We start from the raw sequence: 17,145 nt of genomic DNA, 5'->3' as shown, positions 1-17,145 counted from the left end.
CCGGGGGTTAAATTTCCATGAACTCGTTGACACCGCGCAGGAGTCGTCGAGAAGCATCTTCTGCACGATCCGGATCGTTGTTGGCGATCGCGTCAGCGAGCTCGATGTGAATCTTCATGGTGTTCATCTCCGGATCGTCCGGCATGATGCCGTACTCGGAGCGCCCCTTCATCACATCCATGATCGGCTGGGTCAACTGGACAAACATTTCGTTGCGTGACGCGGTAAGCAGCAACGAGTGGAAGCGGGCGTCGGCCTCTTGGAACTCCTCAGAGTTACCGGCGACCTGACCGGCGAGCTCCACGATGCGCTCGGCGAGGGCGCACAGCTCGCGTGCTTCCGCAGGGGTGGCATTCGTCGCGGCGAGGCGCGCGGCGGACGGCTCGATTGCGTCGCGAAGTTCGCGCAGGGAAGTGATTTGGGCGTGCCGTTGTTCGTCGCTACGCAAACGCCAAGAAATGATTTGGTGGTCGAACACATTCCACTCGGACTGGGGGAGCACCTTCAAGCCCACGCGGCGTGACGACGACACCAACCCCAACTGCTCAAGCGCACGCATCGCCTCGCGCGCGACCGTGCGAGAGATACCGAAACGCTCGGACAGATCATGAAGGGTGAACGTGTTGCCTTCCGGCTGGACACCCGAGACGATCTCTTCCCCTAACACATCCAGGATGGACGAGAGTAGGGGTTGCGTGGGTGAGCGCTTGTCGCTCGAAGTCACAGTGCCCTCCTTCAGGCAGCTAATTGTGTGTAATTCGTCAGTATCTTAGGCCATTGAGACGCTCATTCAATGCAATTTCAAGCCCGATTTCTCTTATGGGGGTCTCGGGTAGGATGGTCGCCATGACTGACGAATACGCGAGTTACCTTGAGTCTCACACCAAACCGGTGAAGGCGATTAACTGGAACAATGTGCCCGACGACAAGGATCTCGAGGTTTGGGATCGCTTGACGGGTAATTTCTGGCTGCCGGAGAAGATTCCGGTGTCCAATGACATTCCGAGCTGGAACACGCTGACTGAGGATGAAAAGGCCGCGACCATGCGTGTGTTCACCGGCCTGACGCTCCTGGACACAATCCAGGGCACGGTTGGTGCGGTGTCGTTGCTTCCGGATGCTACGTCGATGCACGAAGAGGCAGTGTTGACCAACATTGCCTTCATGGAGTCGGTGCACGCGAAGTCCTACTCCAACATTTTTATGACGCTTGCGGATACCCCTTCTATTAATGAGGCATTCCGTTGGTCTGAGGAAAACGAGTACCTGCAGCGCAAGGCGAAGATCATCCTGTCCTACTACGAGGGCGATGATCCGCTGAAGCGCAAGGTTGCTTCCGTGATGCTGGAATCGTTCCTGTTCTACTCGGGCTTCTACCTGCCGCTGAACTGGTCGGTGCACTCGAAGCTGACCAACACGGCCGACATTATCCGTCTGATCATTCGCGACGAGGCCGTGCACGGCTACTACATCGGCTACAAGTATCAGCTCGGTGTGCGCAACGAGTCCGAAGAGCGGAAGGAAGAGCTTAAGGATTACGCCTTCGATCTGCTGTACGACCTGTACGAGAATGAGAATCAGTACACCGAGGATATTTACGACCCGCTCGGCTGGACGGAGGACGTGAAGCGCTTCCTTCGCTACAACGCGAATAAGGCGCTGAACAACCTTGGTTATGAGGGTTTGTTCCCGGCGGATGAGACGAAGGTTTCGCCGGCAATTCTGGCGTCGCTGTCGCCGAATGCCGATGAGAACCACGACTTCTTCTCTGGTTCGGGTTCCTCCTACGTTATTGGTCGTGCGGAGGATACCCAGGACGACGACTGGGACTTCTAGGCGCACTTTGCTTGTCGACGACGCCTCGCCAACCGGCGAGGCGTCTCCCATTTGCAGACAACGCAGCAGGGTTGACTGCATGGGTTCACCCCGCAAGGGGGAACAGTATTCGGAGAGGCTGGAAAAACAGTGTGCAGAACGTTATGCTGATCCGGTATCACTCGTGGCAGCTGTGCGTGATTCGAGGCAATTCGGGTCAAGTGCAGTTGTCGAAATCAGGAGGATTCAATGACCGCTGTGGCACCTAGGCTGGACAATCACGTCCCGCCGACACGCCCCGAGCCGACGGGCCATGCCCGCAAGGGTTCGCAATTTTATAAGCAACTCATCACGACCGACCACAAAGACCTCGGCATCATGTACATCATCATGTCGTTCGTGTGGTTCTTCGTGGCTGGCCTGATGGCCCTGCTGATTCGTCTGGAGCTCTTCAGCCCAGGCCTGCAGTTCCTGTCCAACGAGCAGTTCAACCAGCTGTTCACCATGCACGGCACCGTGATGCTTCTGGCATTCGGTACCCCAATCGTTTGGGGTTTTGCTAACTACGTTCTGCCGCTGCAGATCGGCGCCCCTGATGTGGCCTTCCCGCGTCTGAACGCATTCGGCTTCTGGGTCACCACCGTTGGTGTTATCGCCATGCTGGCCGGCTTCGTTACCCCGGGTGGCGCTGCTGACTTCGGCTGGACGATGTACATGCCGCTGGCTGACGCAACGCACACGCCGTCCGTTTCCGCCAACCTCTGGATTGTCGGTGTAGGCGCTACCGGTGTGGGCACCATTGCTTCCGCCGTGAACATGCTCACCACTGTGCTGACCATGCGTGCGCCGGGTATGACCATGTTCCGTATGCCGGTGTTCACCTGGACGGTGTTTGTTACCTCGATCATCGCGCTGATGATCTTCCCGCTGCTGACCGCAGCTGCAATGGGTGTGCTCTTCGACCGTCTCATCGGCGGCCACATCTACGACACCGCTAACGGCGGCACGATCCTGTGGCAGCACCTGTTCTGGTTCTTCGGCCACCCTGAGGTGTACGTCCTCGCACTGCCGTTCTTCGGCCTGGTGTCCGAGATCGTCCCGGTGTTCTCCCGTAAGCCGATCTTCGGCTACATCGGCCTGGTCTTCGCAACCCTGGCTATTGCAGGTCTGTCCATGGCTGTGTGGGCACACCACATGTTCGCCACCGGCGCTGTCCTGCTTCCGTTCTTCTCGTTCATGACCTTCCTGATTTCGGTTCCGACCGGTGTGAAGTTCTTCAACTGGCTCGGCACCATGTGGAACGGTCACCTGACGTTCGAGACCCCGATGCTGTGGGCAACGGGCTTCCTGTTCACCTTCCTCTTCGGTGGTCTGACCGGCATTATGCTGGCTGCTCCGCCGTTGGACTTCCAGCTGCACGACTCCTACTTCGTGGTTGCGCACTTCCACTACACCCTGTTTGGTACCGTGGTGTTCGCTTCCACCGCTGGCGTGTACTTCTGGTTCCCGAAGATGACCGGCCGCATGCTGGACGAGAAGCTGGGCAAGATTCACTTCTGGCTCGTTGTTATCGGCTTCAACCTGACCTTCATGGTTCAGCACTGGCTGGGCAACATGGGTATGCCGCGTCGTTACGCTGACTACCTCGACACCGATGGCTTCACCCTCCTGAACCAGGTGTCCACTGTTGGCTCCTTCATCCTGGGTATCGGCTTCCTGCCGTTCATCTGGAACGTGTTCAAGTCCTGGCGCTACGGCGAGATCGTCACCGTCGACGATCCGTGGGGCTACGGCAACTCCCTCGAGTGGGCAACCTCCTGCCCGCCGCCGCGCCATAACTTCACCTCCCTGCCGCGTATCCGCTCCGAGCGTCCTGCGTTCGAGCTGCACTACCCGCACATGGTGGAGACCCTGCGTCGTGAGGCCCACACTGGCCACCGCGAGGCATAACACCCCAGCCAAGTAGCAACGGACTACTGGCCTCCTGAACTCAGCCCCCGCTTCGGCGGGGGCTTTGTTGTGCCCACTACCCTGAACCAGGATGAATGCCGAGACAACCGAAATCACAAGCGCATACGAGCTGCTGCGGGAACGCGTCGCAGATGACTACCGCCAACGCAGCGAGGATCCAAACGACCCATCGACAGTGCAGGCGATGCAACTCGCCATCAATCTGCCCAAGCAGGATCCGCCCAGCCGCAACGCGGTGCTTGTTTGCGCCGCCCGCGCCGTCGTCGCCGTATGCCTCGACTCTCGTGCGGGCATCGATGGTTTCTGGCGCGACGGGGTAGAGCAGTGGTATTCACACCGCATCCGTAAGGTTGCCCGGAGGGCACGGAACAAGGCTTGGGATGACGTGCAGGCGTTACCTGGGGTGACAGTGGGATCGGTACGCGCGTTTGTTCCGTCTGCTGTAGGGGATGTGCCACATGCGATAGCCAAGTTGCAGATCAAGGGCACAGAACTCGAGGAGGGCGAAGACCTGCCGCTCGTCGAGGGTGCTCCGTTGATCGCAGTGGACAGTTCGCTTGCGATGTCCGCGGGCAAGGCGGCCGCACAGGTAGGACACGCCTCAATGTTGCTTGCTGCGGCGCAGGACCTCGAGTGGGTGCTGGACTGGGCCGAGCAGGGGTTCCCGCTAAACGTGCGTGAAGTGTCTGCTGATCAGTTCCGTGAGTACTGCGATCGGCCAGGTGCGGTCGCGGTGCGAGACGCGGGCTACACGGAGGTCGCGCCCGGTTCCACCACCGTGGTGGCTATCCCTTAGCCACCAACCTCTTCAACGCGCCGCGAACGACCTCGGGGTCGGTGGTATCCCAGAAGGCGGGGAGGCTGCGGCGGATAAACGAGCCGTAGCGCTTCGTCACTAAGCGATTGTCCAGCACTGCCACGACCCCGCGGTCATTGACGGAGCGCAGCAAGCGGCCGGCACCTTGCGCCATGAGCAGCGCCGCGTGGGTGGCGGAGACCTCCATGAAGCCCGACCGGCCGGCGGCATCGGCGGCGTTCGCTCGGGCCTGCAACAGGGGATCGTCGGGGCGGGGGAAGGGGATGCGATCGATGATGACCAGCGAGCACGAGCTCCCTGGAACGTCGACGCCCTGCCACAACGTCAGTGTGCCGAACAGACATGAGTTCTCTGACTTGGCAAAACTATCAACCAGTACACCGGTGGAGTCCTCGCCCTGCAACAAGATGTCGAAGGGGAGGCGGGCCCGCATGGCTTCGGCGGCCTGTTCGGCGGCTCGTCGAGAAGAAAACAGTGCCAGGGTGCGGCCACCGGCGGCGGTGATAAGGTCCGCGATCTCATCGAGCGTTTCCTTCGCAAGCCCATCGCGGCCCGGGGTGGGCAGGTGCTTCGCGGTGTAGAGGATGCCCGACTTGGCGGGGTCGAACGGGGTGCCAGCGTCGAGCGAGTCCCAGGTGCCCTTCGGCAAACCCCAGGCGCTGGCCATGGCGTTGAAGTTGCCGCCGACCGTCAACGTGGCAGAGGTAAGCACCACGGTGCGCTCCCCGAAAAGCCGTTCGTGGAGCAGCCCCGCGACCGACAGGGGCGCGACGGAGACGGAATCGCCGTGGCGGTCGGAGCGGGTGAGCCACACAACGTCGGTGTGCTTGGCCGGATCCGGCTCGTCGAACACACCGAGGATGCGCACGATCGCGTCGTGGAGATCCTCCAAGTGGTTGGTCAGGTTGCCACGCTCCGCAAACTTCTCCGGATCGTTCTGGGCCTCACCCTCGGGCGGTTCGCCGATGGACTGGCGGGTCTTCCACAACGCGTCGCGCAGAGCGACAAAACCACCACGTGCCGGGTCGGAAATGGTTTCCCACCGGCCGGGGGCTTCGAGGTCGATGGCGGCAGTGAAGTCGTCGATAACGTCCTCGAGTGTTTCGCGTTTCGCGCCAAGCTTGTCGGCACGGCGAGCTGCCATGGCGAGTGCGCGTGCGGAAATCTCCGCGGTAGCGACCGAGGTGATGCGTCCGTCGAGTTCGTGGGCCTCGTCGATAATCACAGCATCGTGCTGGGGGAGCACGTCCACATCGGCGAGGGCATCGATAGCCAGTAGTGCGTGGTTGGTGACCACGATGTCCACGTCCTTGGTGCGCTCCCGGGCGATCTCCGCGAAGCAGTCCTGGCCGTGCGGACAACGCGTCGCCCCCAAGCACTCACGGGAGGTCACCGAAACTTGGCGCCACGCCTGATCTGGCACACCAGGAACCAGATCGTCGCGGTCACCGGTCGGGGTGTCTTGCGCCCAATCGGCGACGCGCTTGACGTGTTTGCCCAGCCAGGTCAGATCCTCTTCCTCGATGAGGGTGTCGCTGGGGTCCTCCGCAAGCACCTTGTGCAAACAGACGTAGTTGTTACGGCCCTTTTGGATGGCAAAGGTTGGTCGCTGGGGCAGGAGAGGCTCAAGCGCGTCGGCAAGGCGCGGCAGGTCACGGTCGACCAGTTGGCGCTGCAGCGCGATCGTCGCAGTGGAGACCACAACGGTTGTGTCGTGCATCTGTGCATAACGGAGCGCAGGAACCAGGTACGCCAGGGACTTACCCGTACCAGTGCCTGCCTGAACGGCAAGGTGACGTTCGGAATCCAACGCACGAGTGACCGCGTCGGCCATCTTGACCTGGCCAGGCCGGCGCGAGCCGCCGAGCGACTCGACGGCAGCCGAAAGCAACTCACCTGTGCTGTGCGAAAGCGGTTCGTCTGCCACGGCCTACTCGGTGGGCTCCGGAAACCCGATAAAACGGGTCGGGATGGCAACCTCGCCGCGCGACAGAGCGAGGCCCTCCCAGGGCAGGGTGGTGCGTGCTTCGGCGTGCAGCTTTCGGCTGTCCTCGATGCTTGGCTGGTTGTCCAGGACCTCACCGTCGCGGATCATCGGCACGGTCAGCTCGCGGTAGTCCAGGTTCGGCTTGCGGGGGATTTCGGCGCCCATCGGGTGGATAATCTCGCCCACCGCAACGCCGGAGGAGCGGTACGCGCGAAGCGCAGACTTGCCGCCGCCGTAGGTAACCTTGCCGGAAGAACGCTTGGCCACGGGGTGGCCTTCGACCTCGACGAGCTTGTAGACCAGGCCAGCCGTAGGCGCGCCGGAGCCTGTCACCACAGAGGTGCCGACGCCGAAGCCATCGACTGGGTCGCCGCGCAGACCTGCGATGGCGAACTCATCCAAGTCGGAGGAGACGATGATCTTGGTGTTGAACGCACCTGCCTCGTCGAGTTGCTTGCGCACGCGGCGTGAGACGATGCCGAGATCACCAGAATCGATACGCACCGCGCCGAGTTCGGTGCCAGCAACCTCGAGCGCGTTGTCCACGCCCTTGGTGATGTCAAAGGTATCCACCAGCAGCGTGGTGTCCTTACCTAGGGACTTAATCTGGCCGGCAAAGGCGGCCTTTTCATCGGGCTGGCCGTTCTCGTCGACATGCAGCAGCGTCCACGAGTGGGCGGCAGTACCGGACGCCGGGATGCCGTGGCGTAGCGACGCCTCCATGTTGGAAGTTGCGTCAAAACCCGCGATGTAGGTCGCACGTGCAGCCGAAACGGCAGCCTCTTCGTGGGTACGGCGCGAACCCATCTCGATAATCGGCCGGCCGTCTGCCGCGGAGACCATACGCGACGCGGCGGAGGCAATCGCGGAGTCGGCATTCAGGATGGACAGGATGACAGTTTCCAAGATGACGCACTCGGCGAACGTGCCGCGCACCGTCATGATTGGGGAGTACGGGAAGTACAGATCGCCCTCCCGGTAGCCGTCCACCTGGCCGGAGAAGCGGAAGTTGCGGAGATATTCGCGTGCTGCATCGGAAAGGAAATCGGCGGTTGCGATCTGCTCTTCGGTGAAGCGGAAGCGGGTAATTGCGTCGAGGGCACGCGCGGTACCTGCGACGACGCCGTAGCGGCGCTCGTTGGGCATGCGGCGGCCAAAGACTTCGAAAACACACTCGCGTTCGGCTGTGCCATCTTGGATGGCGGCGTCGAGCATGGTGAGCTCGTACATGTCGGTTAAAAACGCGGTAGAGGGCAGCGGTTGGTTCATGGTGTGCAAGCGTACCCTCCCGTCCCCTCCCGTCCCCTCCCGTCCGACGGGGTAAGGTGGTTCACATGTTTGCTTCAGCTCGCAACGCTGCCGAACCGGCGCATATGAGTTCGCCGATGGCGACCCCGGAGCTCGACGAGGCCGTCGATGTCGAGGTGGCCACGAGCGAGAACCTGCCATGGTTGTGCATTGTGTGGGACGACCCGGTGAACCTGATGAGTTATGTCACCTATGTGTTCCAGACGGTGCTGGGCTACGACCGCAAGCGCGCCCAGGAGCTGATGATGCAGGTCCACACTGAGGGCAAGGCTGTGGTCTCTTCTGGCGAGAAGGACAAGGTAGAAACCGACGTGAAGAAACTGCATACCGCCGGTCTGTGGGCGACGATGCAGCAGGCAGGGTAGGGGAGACGAATGCAGCCTTGGCGTAAGAAGAAGGGGTTGATGCGTTCAACCCCGAAGTACACGACCACGTTTGATCCGATGGAGCGTGAGGTCATTGGAGATCTCACGGCGACGGTGTCGGAGGCGTTGATTGCACGTGCGCAGTCGGCTCCGAAGGATGAGTTCGCGGAGATGATGGGGGTTTCCACCGGGCACACGGAGGCGCCACAGGATCCGAAGTTGGCTCGTTTGTTGCCCGACTTTGAGCGTGAGGGCGACGAGGAGTTCGAGGGCGACAACGGTTTGTTGCGCAGCTTGCATGAAAACGACATCATTCGTGCGAAGTTGATCAATCTGCAGGTGGTCAACGAGGCGCTCGGCCCCACTGGTGGCGTTGAGGTCACCATCGAGGAAGAAGACGCGCACAAGTTCATCGCTGCGGTCAACGACATGCGCCTCTACATTTCCGCTGACACTTCGGGTGGCGAGGGCGCTCAGCAGGAGCGCGCGATGCTCGTGGAGTGGCTCGCGTACTGTCAGGATTCTTTGCTCGACGCATTGATGGGCTAGCTCGAGCGCATGCGTATCGACGACCCCTTGGCCCGCATCGGCCACATCTCACTCGCGGACACTGGCGTGACCGCGATCCTTGCACCGCACGAGGCAGGCATGGTCGCGGCAGTGGATGTGCGCGGCGGTGGCCCTGGTACACGTGAGACTGACCTGCTCGAACCCCACAACACCGTTGAGCGGGTCCACGCGATCATGCTCTGTGGCGGCTCCGCGTTTGGACTTGCGGCCGCCGATGGAGCGATGGCCGAGCTGGAACGCCGCGGTTGGGGCTTTCCGGTGTTCGGCGAAGACATGCCGGGCCCCCGGGTGCCGATCGTGCCTGCGGCGGTGATCTTCGACCTTGTCGTCGGCGACCCGGCACACCGCCCCACTGCGGCCGATGGTGCAGCCGCGATCACCGCCGCCTTCGACGGTGGTGCAGGAGCGACCGGCAGTGTCGGTGCTGGCTGTGGCGCAACCGCTGGCGTGCTGCGGGGTGGGTTTGGCCAGGCCACGGTGAGCACGATGAGCACGGACGGCTACACGGTTGAGGCGTATGTGGTTGCCAATCCGGTTGGGATGGTCGTCGATAAGCACACCGGGCTCCTCTACGGCGATGGTGCGAAACCCGCGGTGGACCTGGAGCGGTTTAACGCGCTTGAGCGCCCCACACCGAAACTGAACACCACGATCGGTGTGATTGCCACGAATGCGCCGCTCACAAAGCCACAACTCAAGCGCGTGGCAATGACCGGACACGACGGCATCGCACGAGCCATTCGCCCCGCGCACTCGCCACTCGACGGCGACACGTTGTTCGCGGTGTCCACCGCTCAACCTGGTGCGCAGCCGGTCAGCGATGTCGAAGCTTTCGGACGCATCGGAGAAGCCGGCGCCCAAGCAGTGCAGGCTGCAATCGTGGACGCTGTAGTAAACGCAACCGGTGACTTTGGTATCACCGCCTGGCGCGACATCGCACGTGCCTAGCGCAGGCAGCTAAGCTGCACCACGATGAACAATAACAACCACCACACCCCTGAAGGCTGGGGCTACGGACAAACCGGCCAACCCGGCTATGGCAAGCCGTTCCAGCGACCGTTCTCCCACCCGGAGAGCCAACCGCCCGCGTTCGGTGACATGCCCGCGCCGGGTGTGCCACACAACCCCTATGCCAACCAGCGTCAGCCGTACGGCCAGCCGGGCATGGGGTTGCAGGGACAGGGTTACCCGGCGAGCAGGTCGCTCAAACGCAGGCAGCAGCGCAAATCCGGGCTGCGCTTTGCAGGTGGCTTCCTGGCCCTGATTTGGGCTGTGTTTATTCTGCAGCTCTTCTTCCCGTGGCTGCAGGGCTTTGGCATACACCCGCTGGACATCAACGGTCTGCCGATGATTTTCACCTCGCCGCTGCTGCACGCGAATCTGGAACACATCATTTCCAACTCGCTGCCAGGTGCGCTGTTTGCCTACCTCATCGGTTACTCCGGCAAGCGCGTGTTTTGTGAGGTGACAACGTTCGTTCTGCTCATCGGCGGACTCGGCACCTGGGTGTTCGGCGGTATTGGCACGAACCACATTGGCGCGTCCGGCCTGGTGTATGGCTGGTTGGCGTACCTGTTGGTGCGTGGCTTTTTCAACCGCTCGATTGGTCAGATTCTTACCGGCTTAATCCTCGGCTTCTTCTACTCCGGTTTGATTTGGGGTGTGCTGCCGGGCACTGAGGGTGTCAGTTGGCAGGCGCACCTCTTCGGCGCGATCGGTGGCATTGTCGCCGGCATGATCATCACGTCTGACGATCCGCCGGAGCTCGCCGCGAAAAAGCATGCGAAGAAGCAGGCGAAGGCTGCGGAAAAGCAGGCGCGCAGGTGAGTAACCAGGTAAGCAACCAGGTAAGTAACAACGCGCCGATTGGGTTGTTCGACTCCGGTGTCGGCGGGCTGACCGTGGCGCGTGCGGTGATGGATCAGTTGCCGGGCGAATCCTTGATTTATATCGGCGATACCGCCAACAGCCCGTACGGTCCGCAGCCGATCGCGGATGTGCGCGCTCATTCGCAGCGCATTGCCGACGATCTGGTGGAACGTGGCTGCAAGATGCTTGTCATTGCGTGTAACACCGCCACCGCCGCGTTTCTTCATGATGCCCGCGAGCGCTACAGCATCCCTGTCCTCGAAGTGATCCAGCCTGCAGTACGCCGTGCGATGGCGACCACCCGAAACAACAAGATCGGCGTCATTGGCACCGAAGGCACCGTCACCTCTGGTGCGTATCAGGACTTCTTCGCGGTCAACCCGAATGTGGATGTCACCGCTGTTGCCTGCCCTGATTTCGTCCCCCTCGTGGAGCAGGGCGTGACCTCCGGCAAGCATGTGCTCGAGGTCGCCCGCGGCTATGTGGAGCCGCTGCGCGAAGCAGGCGTGGACACGCTTGTGCTCGGCTGTACGCACTATCCGCTGCTTTCCGGCGTGATCCAGCTGGCCGTGGGCGATGATGTCACGCTCGTGTCCTCTGCGGAGGAAACCTCGAAGGATGTGTTGCGCGTGCTCACGGAGAGCGATTTGCTTAGCGACGACACCACCGCCCCAATCCGCATCTTCGAATCCACCGGAGATCCTGGCACATTCGATGAGCTCGCCCGCCGATTCCTCGGCCCTCAGGTGCATGCGGTGGGCAACAGACTGTAAAACTCGCCGTGCGCTTCGGCGATCCAGTGTGAAATTAGGGCGCATTCATGGCACAGTGTTTCCATGAAGTTGACCATCCTTGGGTGCTCCGGAAGCCTTGCCGCGCCGGGGAACCCCGCCTCCTCCTACGTCATTTCGGTGCCGGGTGAAACCGATGTGGTGATGGACTTTGGTCCGGGGGCGCTCGCCGCGATGCAGGAACGGTTCGATCCTGCTGCGGCCCACGTGATCTTCAGCCACCTGCACGCTGATCATTGCTCGGATTTCCCGTCGCTGTTGGTGTGGCGCCGATACCATCCGGAGGCACCTGCGCAGCAGCGCCACCGCCTCATCGGGCCTTCGTATGCGGTTGAGCACTTTGGCCGCATGAGCGCCGATGGTCCGGATGATGTCGACGATTGCACCGACACATTCGAGTTCACCACCTGGCGTACCCGCGAGCCGGAGACGTTGAGCGGTCTGACGGTCACGCCGTTTGAAGTGGTCCACCCGGCCCAGGAGTCGCATGCGCTGCGCGTGGAGGACGCGCACGGCAAGGTGCTGACGTTCTCGGGCGACTCGAGCTACACGCCGTCGCTTATCGACGCCGCCCGTGGCGCCGACCTGTTCCTCTGCGAAGCAGCCTGGGGTGCGTCGTCGGAAGGCAAAGCCGAAGGCATGCACATGTCTGGCAAGGAGGCGGGACGCCTCGCCCGCGAAGCCGGGGTGAAGACGCTGGTGCTGGTGCACATTCAACCGTGGACTGACCCGCACAGTGTGCTTGAGGCAGCCCGTACTGAGTTTGATGGCGAGATTCTGCTGGGGCAGGCCGGCGCCGTCTACGAGGTGTAAGGGTCGGGCCTTACTGCGTTACCCCTTTTAAGGGGTGGAAGGTGACCTAGGGGGTCGCGTGCGCTAAATTAGCCACCACAACGACCGGTTCCGCTAGGCTACATCTTGAGTAGTCAGTCCAGGGCCGGTTTTCAAAATCTTGGGGGTAGGGGATCGTGGTATCCACGAAACCGTTTCAGAACTATGAAGACTTGCTCACGCTATTGGGCGAACGGGGGATGCGAATTGCAGATCTTGCGTCTGCGGAAGAGTCGCTGCGAAACATCGGATATTACCGTTTGAGCGGATACTGGTACCCGTTTAGAGAGCCATTCCCGAATCAACAAAAACTTCACGGATACGAACTCACACGCAAGAATGAATTCCGTGAGGGAACGAATTTCGACGACATCATTCGACTCATGAGGTTCGATACCCGATTGCGTAAGGCAGCCTTGAGTGCGTTGGAGCCCGTGGAGATTTGGCTCCGTAACGCCATTGCACCCGCGATTGGTAGCGTGCACCCGCTGCTTCATCTTCATCTTGACGACCCGTCAATGCTTGACCTGCAGATGCAGCCTCCCATTAAGGAACCGAACCAGGTAGAGCGGTATGCAAAGTGGTTGGACCGCTTTGACGCATCTATTGGTTACTCCAAAGAGGATTTCGTACACCACTACCGGGATCGCATCGAAGATCTTCCAATTTGGGCTGCAGTGCAGACCTTCGAATGGGGAACGCTGCACAATCTGTACGATCTGCTTCCAAAGTGGATGCGCGAGCAGATCGCTGCTGATACCGGGCTCACGTTCAAGGAGCTCGGGTCATGGCAGCGATCGCTGGCTTATTTGCGAAATACGTGTGCACATTACTCGAGGCTGTATAACCGTGTCGACGATGCACCGCTTGTGCCAAGAAAACCAAGTTCCACACTCAGCTGGATTCGGGCGTATCCGGAATCGTTGCGAGACCGGACATTCTTCAAATTGTCCATGTTGCAGTACCTGCACGGTGTGATCGAAGGAGAGCCACATTTCGGGCTCACCAAAGTTGCTCACGAATTCCTGATGGCCAATTTCTCGGGACACGATCTTTCGACGCACTCACACTCGTTGCCCATCCTCACCGCAATGGGGTGCCCTCCGAACGTGATTAATAAATCGCCTTGGGTCTAGTTGGCTTGCAGGGACGCGACGCCCGCCTGCGTTACGCTTGGGGCTATGACTGATTTTTCGCGTTTTGACGGTCGCGCCGTCGACGAGCTTCGCCCTGTCCGTATCACCCGCGGTTTTACTTCGAACCCTGCTGGCAGCGTGCTGGTGGAGTTCGGTAACACCCGCGTGATGTGCACCGCTTCGGTGGAGGAGGGCGTTCCCCGTTTTAAGAAGGATTCCGGCGAAGGCTGGCTGACCGCCGAGTACTCCATGCTTCCTTCCGCGACGCACGAGCGTATGCCGCGTGAATCGATGCGTGGCAAGGTAAAGGGCCGCACGCACGAGATTTCGCGCCTGGTGGGTCGTTCCCTGCGCGCTGCGGTGGATCTTTCTGAACTCGGTGAGAACACCATCCAGCTCGACTGCGACGTGCTCCAGGCCGACGGTGGTACCCGTACCGCGTCGATCACTGGCGCGTACGTGGCACTTGCGGACGCGATCGCTGTGCTCAAGGAGCGCGGCGTGGTGCCGGGTGAGCCGCTGCTGAAGCCGGTAGCGGCGATCTCTGCTGGCATCATCGACGGCCACGTCTGCCTTGACCTGCCGTACGAGGAGGACTCCCGCGCGGAGGTGGACCTCAACGTGGTGATGCAGGAGGGTGGCAACTTCGTCGAGATCCAGGGCACCGGCGAGCACGGCCTGTTCGGCCGCGAGCAGCTCGGCGAGATGCTCGACGTGGCAGCCAAGGGTTGCGAAGAGCTCTTCGCAGCCCAGAAGGCGGCGCTGGGATGGTAAAAGTCCTCGTCGCTTCCCGTAACCCGGGCAAGGTCCGCGAACTCGACCAGGTGCTGCGCGAGCTGGCCATCGGGGGAGTGGAGCTAGTGTCGCTTGATCAGGCCCCCGCGTACCCCGACCCCGTCGAGGACGGCCTGTCCTTTGAGGAAAACGCCGTACTGAAGGCCCGGGTAGGTGCTGCCGCGACTGGTCTTCCGTGCGTCGCTGACGACTCCGGCCTAAGCGTCGAAGCCCTCAACGGCATGCCGGGCATCCTGTCCGCTCGCTGGTCCGGTAACCACGGCGACGACGCTGGCAACAACGCCCTGCTGCTCAAGCAGATGGAAGACATCAACCAGCGCCGCGCAGCGTTTGTGTCCTGCTGCGCGCTTGCCACCCCAGAAGGCGATGTACACGTCGCAGAAGGGCGTTGGGAAGGCGAACTGCTTCGCGAGCCCCGCGGCGACAACGGTTTCGGCTACGACCCGCTCTTCGCGCCGGATGACGCGCCGGGGCGTTCCTCGGCGGAACTGACCTCGGAGGAGAAGAACGCACGGTCCCACAGGGGCAAGGCGTTGCGGGAGTTGGCAAAGCACATCGCAGCGCTGGAGTGACGAAAATCGTTACAGTGGCGGTATGAAGAAAACAATCGCATTCGCAGCAACTGTTCTCGCCTCCAGCGCTCTTTTGACCGCTTGTGGGCAGGACGGTGACTTCGACGGCACCTGGTCGGGCGACGTCACCGCAACCCAGGAGGGGACCGGCGGTGGTCGGGCCACTGTGACCATTGACGGTAAGGATTGCTCCTGGGAGCTGACCGAAACCGACGGTGAGACTAACGAAGCGAACTGCCTGCGCGACGATAAAGAGTTCAAGCTGGAAGATCCGCTGACGCACCAGGATCTGGAGTACGACGCTGAGCGTGCAGGCGACACGTTGACACTGTCGCCGCAAAACGATCAAGCGGAGAAGGTCGGCGTCATGGTGCTAACAAAAACCGACGACGAATAAGTTTCGCCGCCGGTTTCATCCCCCGAAGTTCCAGTTCGCCGACGTTAGGCGAGCTGGAACTTTTCTTTAACTTCCTTGCGGCGCTTCTCTTCCACAAAGAAGGACATAAACGGCACAACGCCGGAGATAGCTGTTGCCACCCAGGTGCCGCCGGACCAGCGAGCCTTTGAGCCGAGGTTCAGCGACGTCATCAAAAACGCGACAAACGCAAAGCCGTGCACGCGCGCAACCCAGGACAGGTAGTCGACGTTCATGTCGAAGCCGTACTGCATGATCATGCGGGCAATCAGCAGAAGCAACAGGACACCGGTGATCCACGCCGCGATGGAGAACCACAGCAGAGCCTGCTTAACGCGGCGCTGGCGCTCCGGGTGGATGCGCTCTGGCTGTGCTGCTGGCTGAGTTTGCTCGGTCATGCGTGTTCACCTTTACCTTCCGGGTGGGTTTCGCGGCGCGGTGCCACAAGTTTGTTGTATTCGTCGACGTCGATCTCCGGACGTGCGGGCAGGAAGTCCTCGTCGATTTCCGTGACGGGCTTGTGCTTGCCGTAGCGGGCGAGATCGGCCTCGTACAGGTCATCCATGGTCAGCCCTGCGTTCTCGGCGTCAATCTTGTCGTTCTCCATGCGCATACCTACGCGGTAGGCGTAGATGAAGAACAGTGCGAAGCATGGCCACTGCAGGGCGTAGCCCAGGTTCTGGAGAGTGCCGGTGCCGGATTGGTAGCGTTCCCACTGCCACCGGGCGAGCAGCAGGCACGTCACTGCGGCTGCGATGAGGAGCAGGATGTGCCACCATCGCACGCGGAGACGCTCACGCTGCGGAATCGGGGTGGTCCCGTCCGCGTCCGTGTGTTCCAACTTTTCGCTCACGAGTGGTGATCTTACCCGGTAAAACCATGGTGCCAAACTAAAGTTTGATACCGCGGTTTCTGTGGATGGGGGCGCGGCGTGTAATATCCGTTCTCGACGCGCCCGTGGCGGAATTGGCAGACGCGCTGGATTTAGGTTCCAGTGCCTTATGGCGTGAGAGTTCAAGTCTCTCCGGGCGCACCAATTCTTTATGGGGGAGTGGGGACTTACAGGTTCCAGTCGCGCAGGATGCGGCCAACGTGGCCAGTTGCCCTGACGTTGTACTGGGCTTGCTCCACGGTGCCCTTACCGTCAGCGTCGACGGAGACAAGGAACGTTGAGCGGATAACGCCTTGGACGATCTTGCCGTAGTTCTTCTTTTCCCCGAATGCGCCGTAAGCCTCGAGGGTTTCCTTGGATTCGTCGGAAAGCAGCTGCACGGTCAGGTTGTGGTCGTCGCGGAACTTTGCCAACTTCTCCACCGGGTCGGGGCTGATGCCGAGTACGGCGACGGAGGCGTCCTTGAACTGGTCCATATTGTCGCTAAAGTCGCAAGCTTCGGTGGTGCAGCCGGGCGTGTTGGCCTTCGGGTAGAAGTACACGATGACTCGCTGGCCAGCGAAATCGGCAAGCGAAACGGTTTCGCCCTTGTCGTTATTCAGGGAAAAAGCGGGGGCGGTGTCGCCTTGTTGCAGTCTGGTGGGTTCAGTCATGCCTCCCCGTTTTACACTACTGTTGGTACGAAAAGACGTCAGTCTAGAAAAGTCCCAAGTAAACGTAGGAGTTTGAAACCGTGGCACGAGATATTCACGACATTGAGCGTGACCTTGCACGCACCCGCAGCCAGCTGGCTAGCACGCTCGACGAGCTTGCAGACCGCACGAACCCGTCCACCTTGGCCGATACGGCTAAGGGGCAGGCAAAGACCTGGCTCGAGGACGAGACTGTGCAGAAGATCATCGCTGGCGTTGGTATCGGTATCGCAGCGCTGATCGGTATCAAGGTCTACAACGGCCGTAAGCGCAAGAGCGAGCTCAAGGAGCTGCAGAAGCTGCTGTCGCGTAACTAAGC

General features: G+C 61.0%; 20 protein-coding genes and 1 tRNA gene. 15 read left to right on the top strand and 6 right to left on the bottom strand.

Going from position 1 to position 17,145, the window contains the following annotated elements; all coding sequences use genetic code 11:
* Positions 1-7: 7 nt before the first annotated feature.
* Positions 8-724 carry a FadR/GntR family transcriptional regulator gene (locus HMPREF3145_RS07365; RefSeq protein WP_070422597.1) on the bottom strand — a complete coding sequence of 239 codons (717 nt, stop codon included), beginning with the start codon at positions 722-724 and terminating at the stop codon, positions 8-10.
* A 122-nt stretch (positions 725-846) separates the two neighbouring features.
* Between HMPREF3145_RS07365 and nrdF the strand changes: the two genes are divergently transcribed.
* The 3 genes from nrdF (at position 847) to HMPREF3145_RS07350 (ending at position 4,582) form a co-directional block, all read left to right on the top strand.
* Positions 847-1,836 carry a class 1b ribonucleoside-diphosphate reductase subunit beta gene (gene nrdF, locus HMPREF3145_RS07360; protein WP_186806827.1) on the top strand — a complete coding sequence of 330 codons (990 nt, stop codon included), beginning with the start codon at positions 847-849 and terminating at the stop codon, positions 1,834-1,836.
* A 228-nt stretch (positions 1,837-2,064) separates the two neighbouring features.
* Entirely contained in the window at positions 2,065-3,765 is a 1,701-nt protein-coding gene (ctaD, locus tag HMPREF3145_RS07355; RefSeq protein ID WP_070422595.1) for an aa3-type cytochrome oxidase subunit I, read from the top strand.
* Positions 3,766-3,856: 91 nt separating this feature from the next.
* On the top strand, positions 3,857-4,582 hold the full coding sequence (locus tag HMPREF3145_RS07350; protein ID WP_070422594.1) for a peptidyl-tRNA hydrolase: 726 nt from the start codon (positions 3,857-3,859) through the stop codon (positions 4,580-4,582).
* On the opposite strand, the gene HMPREF3145_RS07345 is transcribed toward HMPREF3145_RS07350, so the two are convergent.
* Entirely contained in the window at positions 4,572-6,530 is a 1,959-nt protein-coding gene (locus HMPREF3145_RS07345) for an ATP-dependent DNA helicase (RefSeq protein WP_070422593.1), read from the bottom strand. The two genes, HMPREF3145_RS07350 and HMPREF3145_RS07345, sit on opposite strands and share 11 nt — an antisense overlap.
* Before the next feature lie 3 nt (positions 6,531-6,533).
* Complete coding sequence (locus tag HMPREF3145_RS07340) at positions 6,534-7,859, bottom strand: nicotinate phosphoribosyltransferase (RefSeq protein ID WP_070422592.1); 1,326 nt, start codon at positions 7,857-7,859, stop codon at positions 6,534-6,536.
* 104 nt (positions 7,860-7,963) lie between these two features.
* On the opposite strand from HMPREF3145_RS07340, the gene clpS reads away from it, so the two are divergent.
* From clpS to HMPREF3145_RS07290, 10 genes are all read left to right on the top strand, one after another.
* Positions 7,964-8,263 carry an ATP-dependent Clp protease adapter ClpS gene (gene clpS, locus HMPREF3145_RS07335; protein WP_070422616.1) on the top strand — a complete coding sequence of 100 codons (300 nt, stop codon included), beginning with the start codon at positions 7,964-7,966 and terminating at the stop codon, positions 8,261-8,263.
* Positions 8,264-8,272: 9 nt separating this feature from the next.
* Positions 8,273-8,812 (top strand): DUF2017 domain-containing protein, encoded by a 540-nt coding sequence (locus HMPREF3145_RS07330; RefSeq protein WP_070422591.1) that lies wholly within the window; start codon positions 8,273-8,275, stop codon positions 8,810-8,812.
* Between the two features lie 9 nt (positions 8,813-8,821).
* On the top strand, positions 8,822-9,781 hold the full coding sequence (locus tag HMPREF3145_RS07325) for a P1 family peptidase (protein WP_070422590.1): 960 nt from the start codon (positions 8,822-8,824) through the stop codon (positions 9,779-9,781).
* A 216-nt stretch (positions 9,782-9,997) separates the two neighbouring features.
* Complete coding sequence (locus tag HMPREF3145_RS07320) at positions 9,998-10,660, top strand: rhomboid family intramembrane serine protease (protein WP_070422615.1); 663 nt, start codon at positions 9,998-10,000, stop codon at positions 10,658-10,660.
* Complete coding sequence (gene murI, locus HMPREF3145_RS07315; RefSeq protein WP_070422589.1) at positions 10,657-11,475, top strand: glutamate racemase; 819 nt, start codon at positions 10,657-10,659, stop codon at positions 11,473-11,475. Before HMPREF3145_RS07320 ends, murI begins: the two co-directional genes overlap by 4 nt.
* A gap of 63 nt (positions 11,476-11,538) precedes the next feature.
* Positions 11,539-12,306 carry an MBL fold metallo-hydrolase gene (locus tag HMPREF3145_RS07310; protein WP_070422588.1) on the top strand — a complete coding sequence of 256 codons (768 nt, stop codon included), beginning with the start codon at positions 11,539-11,541 and terminating at the stop codon, positions 12,304-12,306.
* A 155-nt stretch (positions 12,307-12,461) separates the two neighbouring features.
* Positions 12,462-13,460, top strand: a complete 999-nt coding sequence (locus HMPREF3145_RS07305; RefSeq protein WP_070422587.1) for an Abi family protein — start codon at positions 12,462-12,464, stop codon at positions 13,458-13,460.
* Between the two features lie 45 nt (positions 13,461-13,505).
* Positions 13,506-14,234, top strand: a complete 729-nt coding sequence (gene rph, locus HMPREF3145_RS07300) for a ribonuclease PH (RefSeq protein ID WP_070422586.1) — start codon at positions 13,506-13,508, stop codon at positions 14,232-14,234.
* Entirely contained in the window at positions 14,228-14,827 is a 600-nt protein-coding gene (gene rdgB / locus HMPREF3145_RS07295; protein WP_070422585.1) for an RdgB/HAM1 family non-canonical purine NTP pyrophosphatase, read from the top strand. Before rph ends, rdgB begins: the two co-directional genes overlap by 7 nt.
* 22 nt (positions 14,828-14,849) lie before the next feature.
* Complete coding sequence (locus HMPREF3145_RS07290) at positions 14,850-15,224, top strand: hypothetical protein (RefSeq protein WP_070422584.1); 375 nt, start codon at positions 14,850-14,852, stop codon at positions 15,222-15,224.
* A gap of 44 nt (positions 15,225-15,268) precedes the next feature.
* Here HMPREF3145_RS07290 and HMPREF3145_RS07285 read toward each other — a convergent pair whose 3' ends face one another.
* The gene (locus HMPREF3145_RS07285) at positions 15,269-15,640 is read right to left on the bottom strand and encodes a DUF3817 domain-containing protein (protein ID WP_070422583.1); all 372 of its coding nucleotides are present in this window, start codon (positions 15,638-15,640) and stop codon (positions 15,269-15,271) included.
* Positions 15,637-16,095, bottom strand: a complete 459-nt coding sequence (locus tag HMPREF3145_RS07280; protein WP_224213568.1) for a hypothetical protein — start codon at positions 16,093-16,095, stop codon at positions 15,637-15,639. The genes HMPREF3145_RS07285 and HMPREF3145_RS07280 overlap by 4 nt, the downstream gene beginning before the upstream one ends.
* A gap of 98 nt (positions 16,096-16,193) precedes the next feature.
* On the opposite strand from HMPREF3145_RS07280, the gene HMPREF3145_RS07275 reads away from it, so the two are divergent.
* Positions 16,194-16,278: transfer RNA gene (locus HMPREF3145_RS07275), tRNA-Leu, on the top strand.
* A 23-nt stretch (positions 16,279-16,301) separates the two neighbouring features.
* Here the strand turns inward: HMPREF3145_RS07275 and bcp are convergent.
* Positions 16,302-16,787 carry a thioredoxin-dependent thiol peroxidase gene (bcp, locus tag HMPREF3145_RS07270; protein WP_070422582.1) on the bottom strand — a complete coding sequence of 162 codons (486 nt, stop codon included), beginning with the start codon at positions 16,785-16,787 and terminating at the stop codon, positions 16,302-16,304.
* A gap of 80 nt (positions 16,788-16,867) precedes the next feature.
* On the opposite strand from bcp, the gene HMPREF3145_RS07265 reads away from it, so the two are divergent.
* Positions 16,868-17,143, top strand: a complete 276-nt coding sequence (locus HMPREF3145_RS07265) for a DUF3618 domain-containing protein (RefSeq protein ID WP_070422581.1) — start codon at positions 16,868-16,870, stop codon at positions 17,141-17,143.
* Positions 17,144-17,145: the final 2 nt, after the last annotated feature.

The sequence above is a fragment of the Corynebacterium sp. HMSC05C01 genome, from assembly GCF_001807155.1.
Lineage (GTDB): Bacteria > Actinomycetota > Actinomycetes > Mycobacteriales > Mycobacteriaceae > Corynebacterium > Corynebacterium coyleae.
This window is presented reverse-complemented; position numbering and strand designations above follow the sequence as displayed.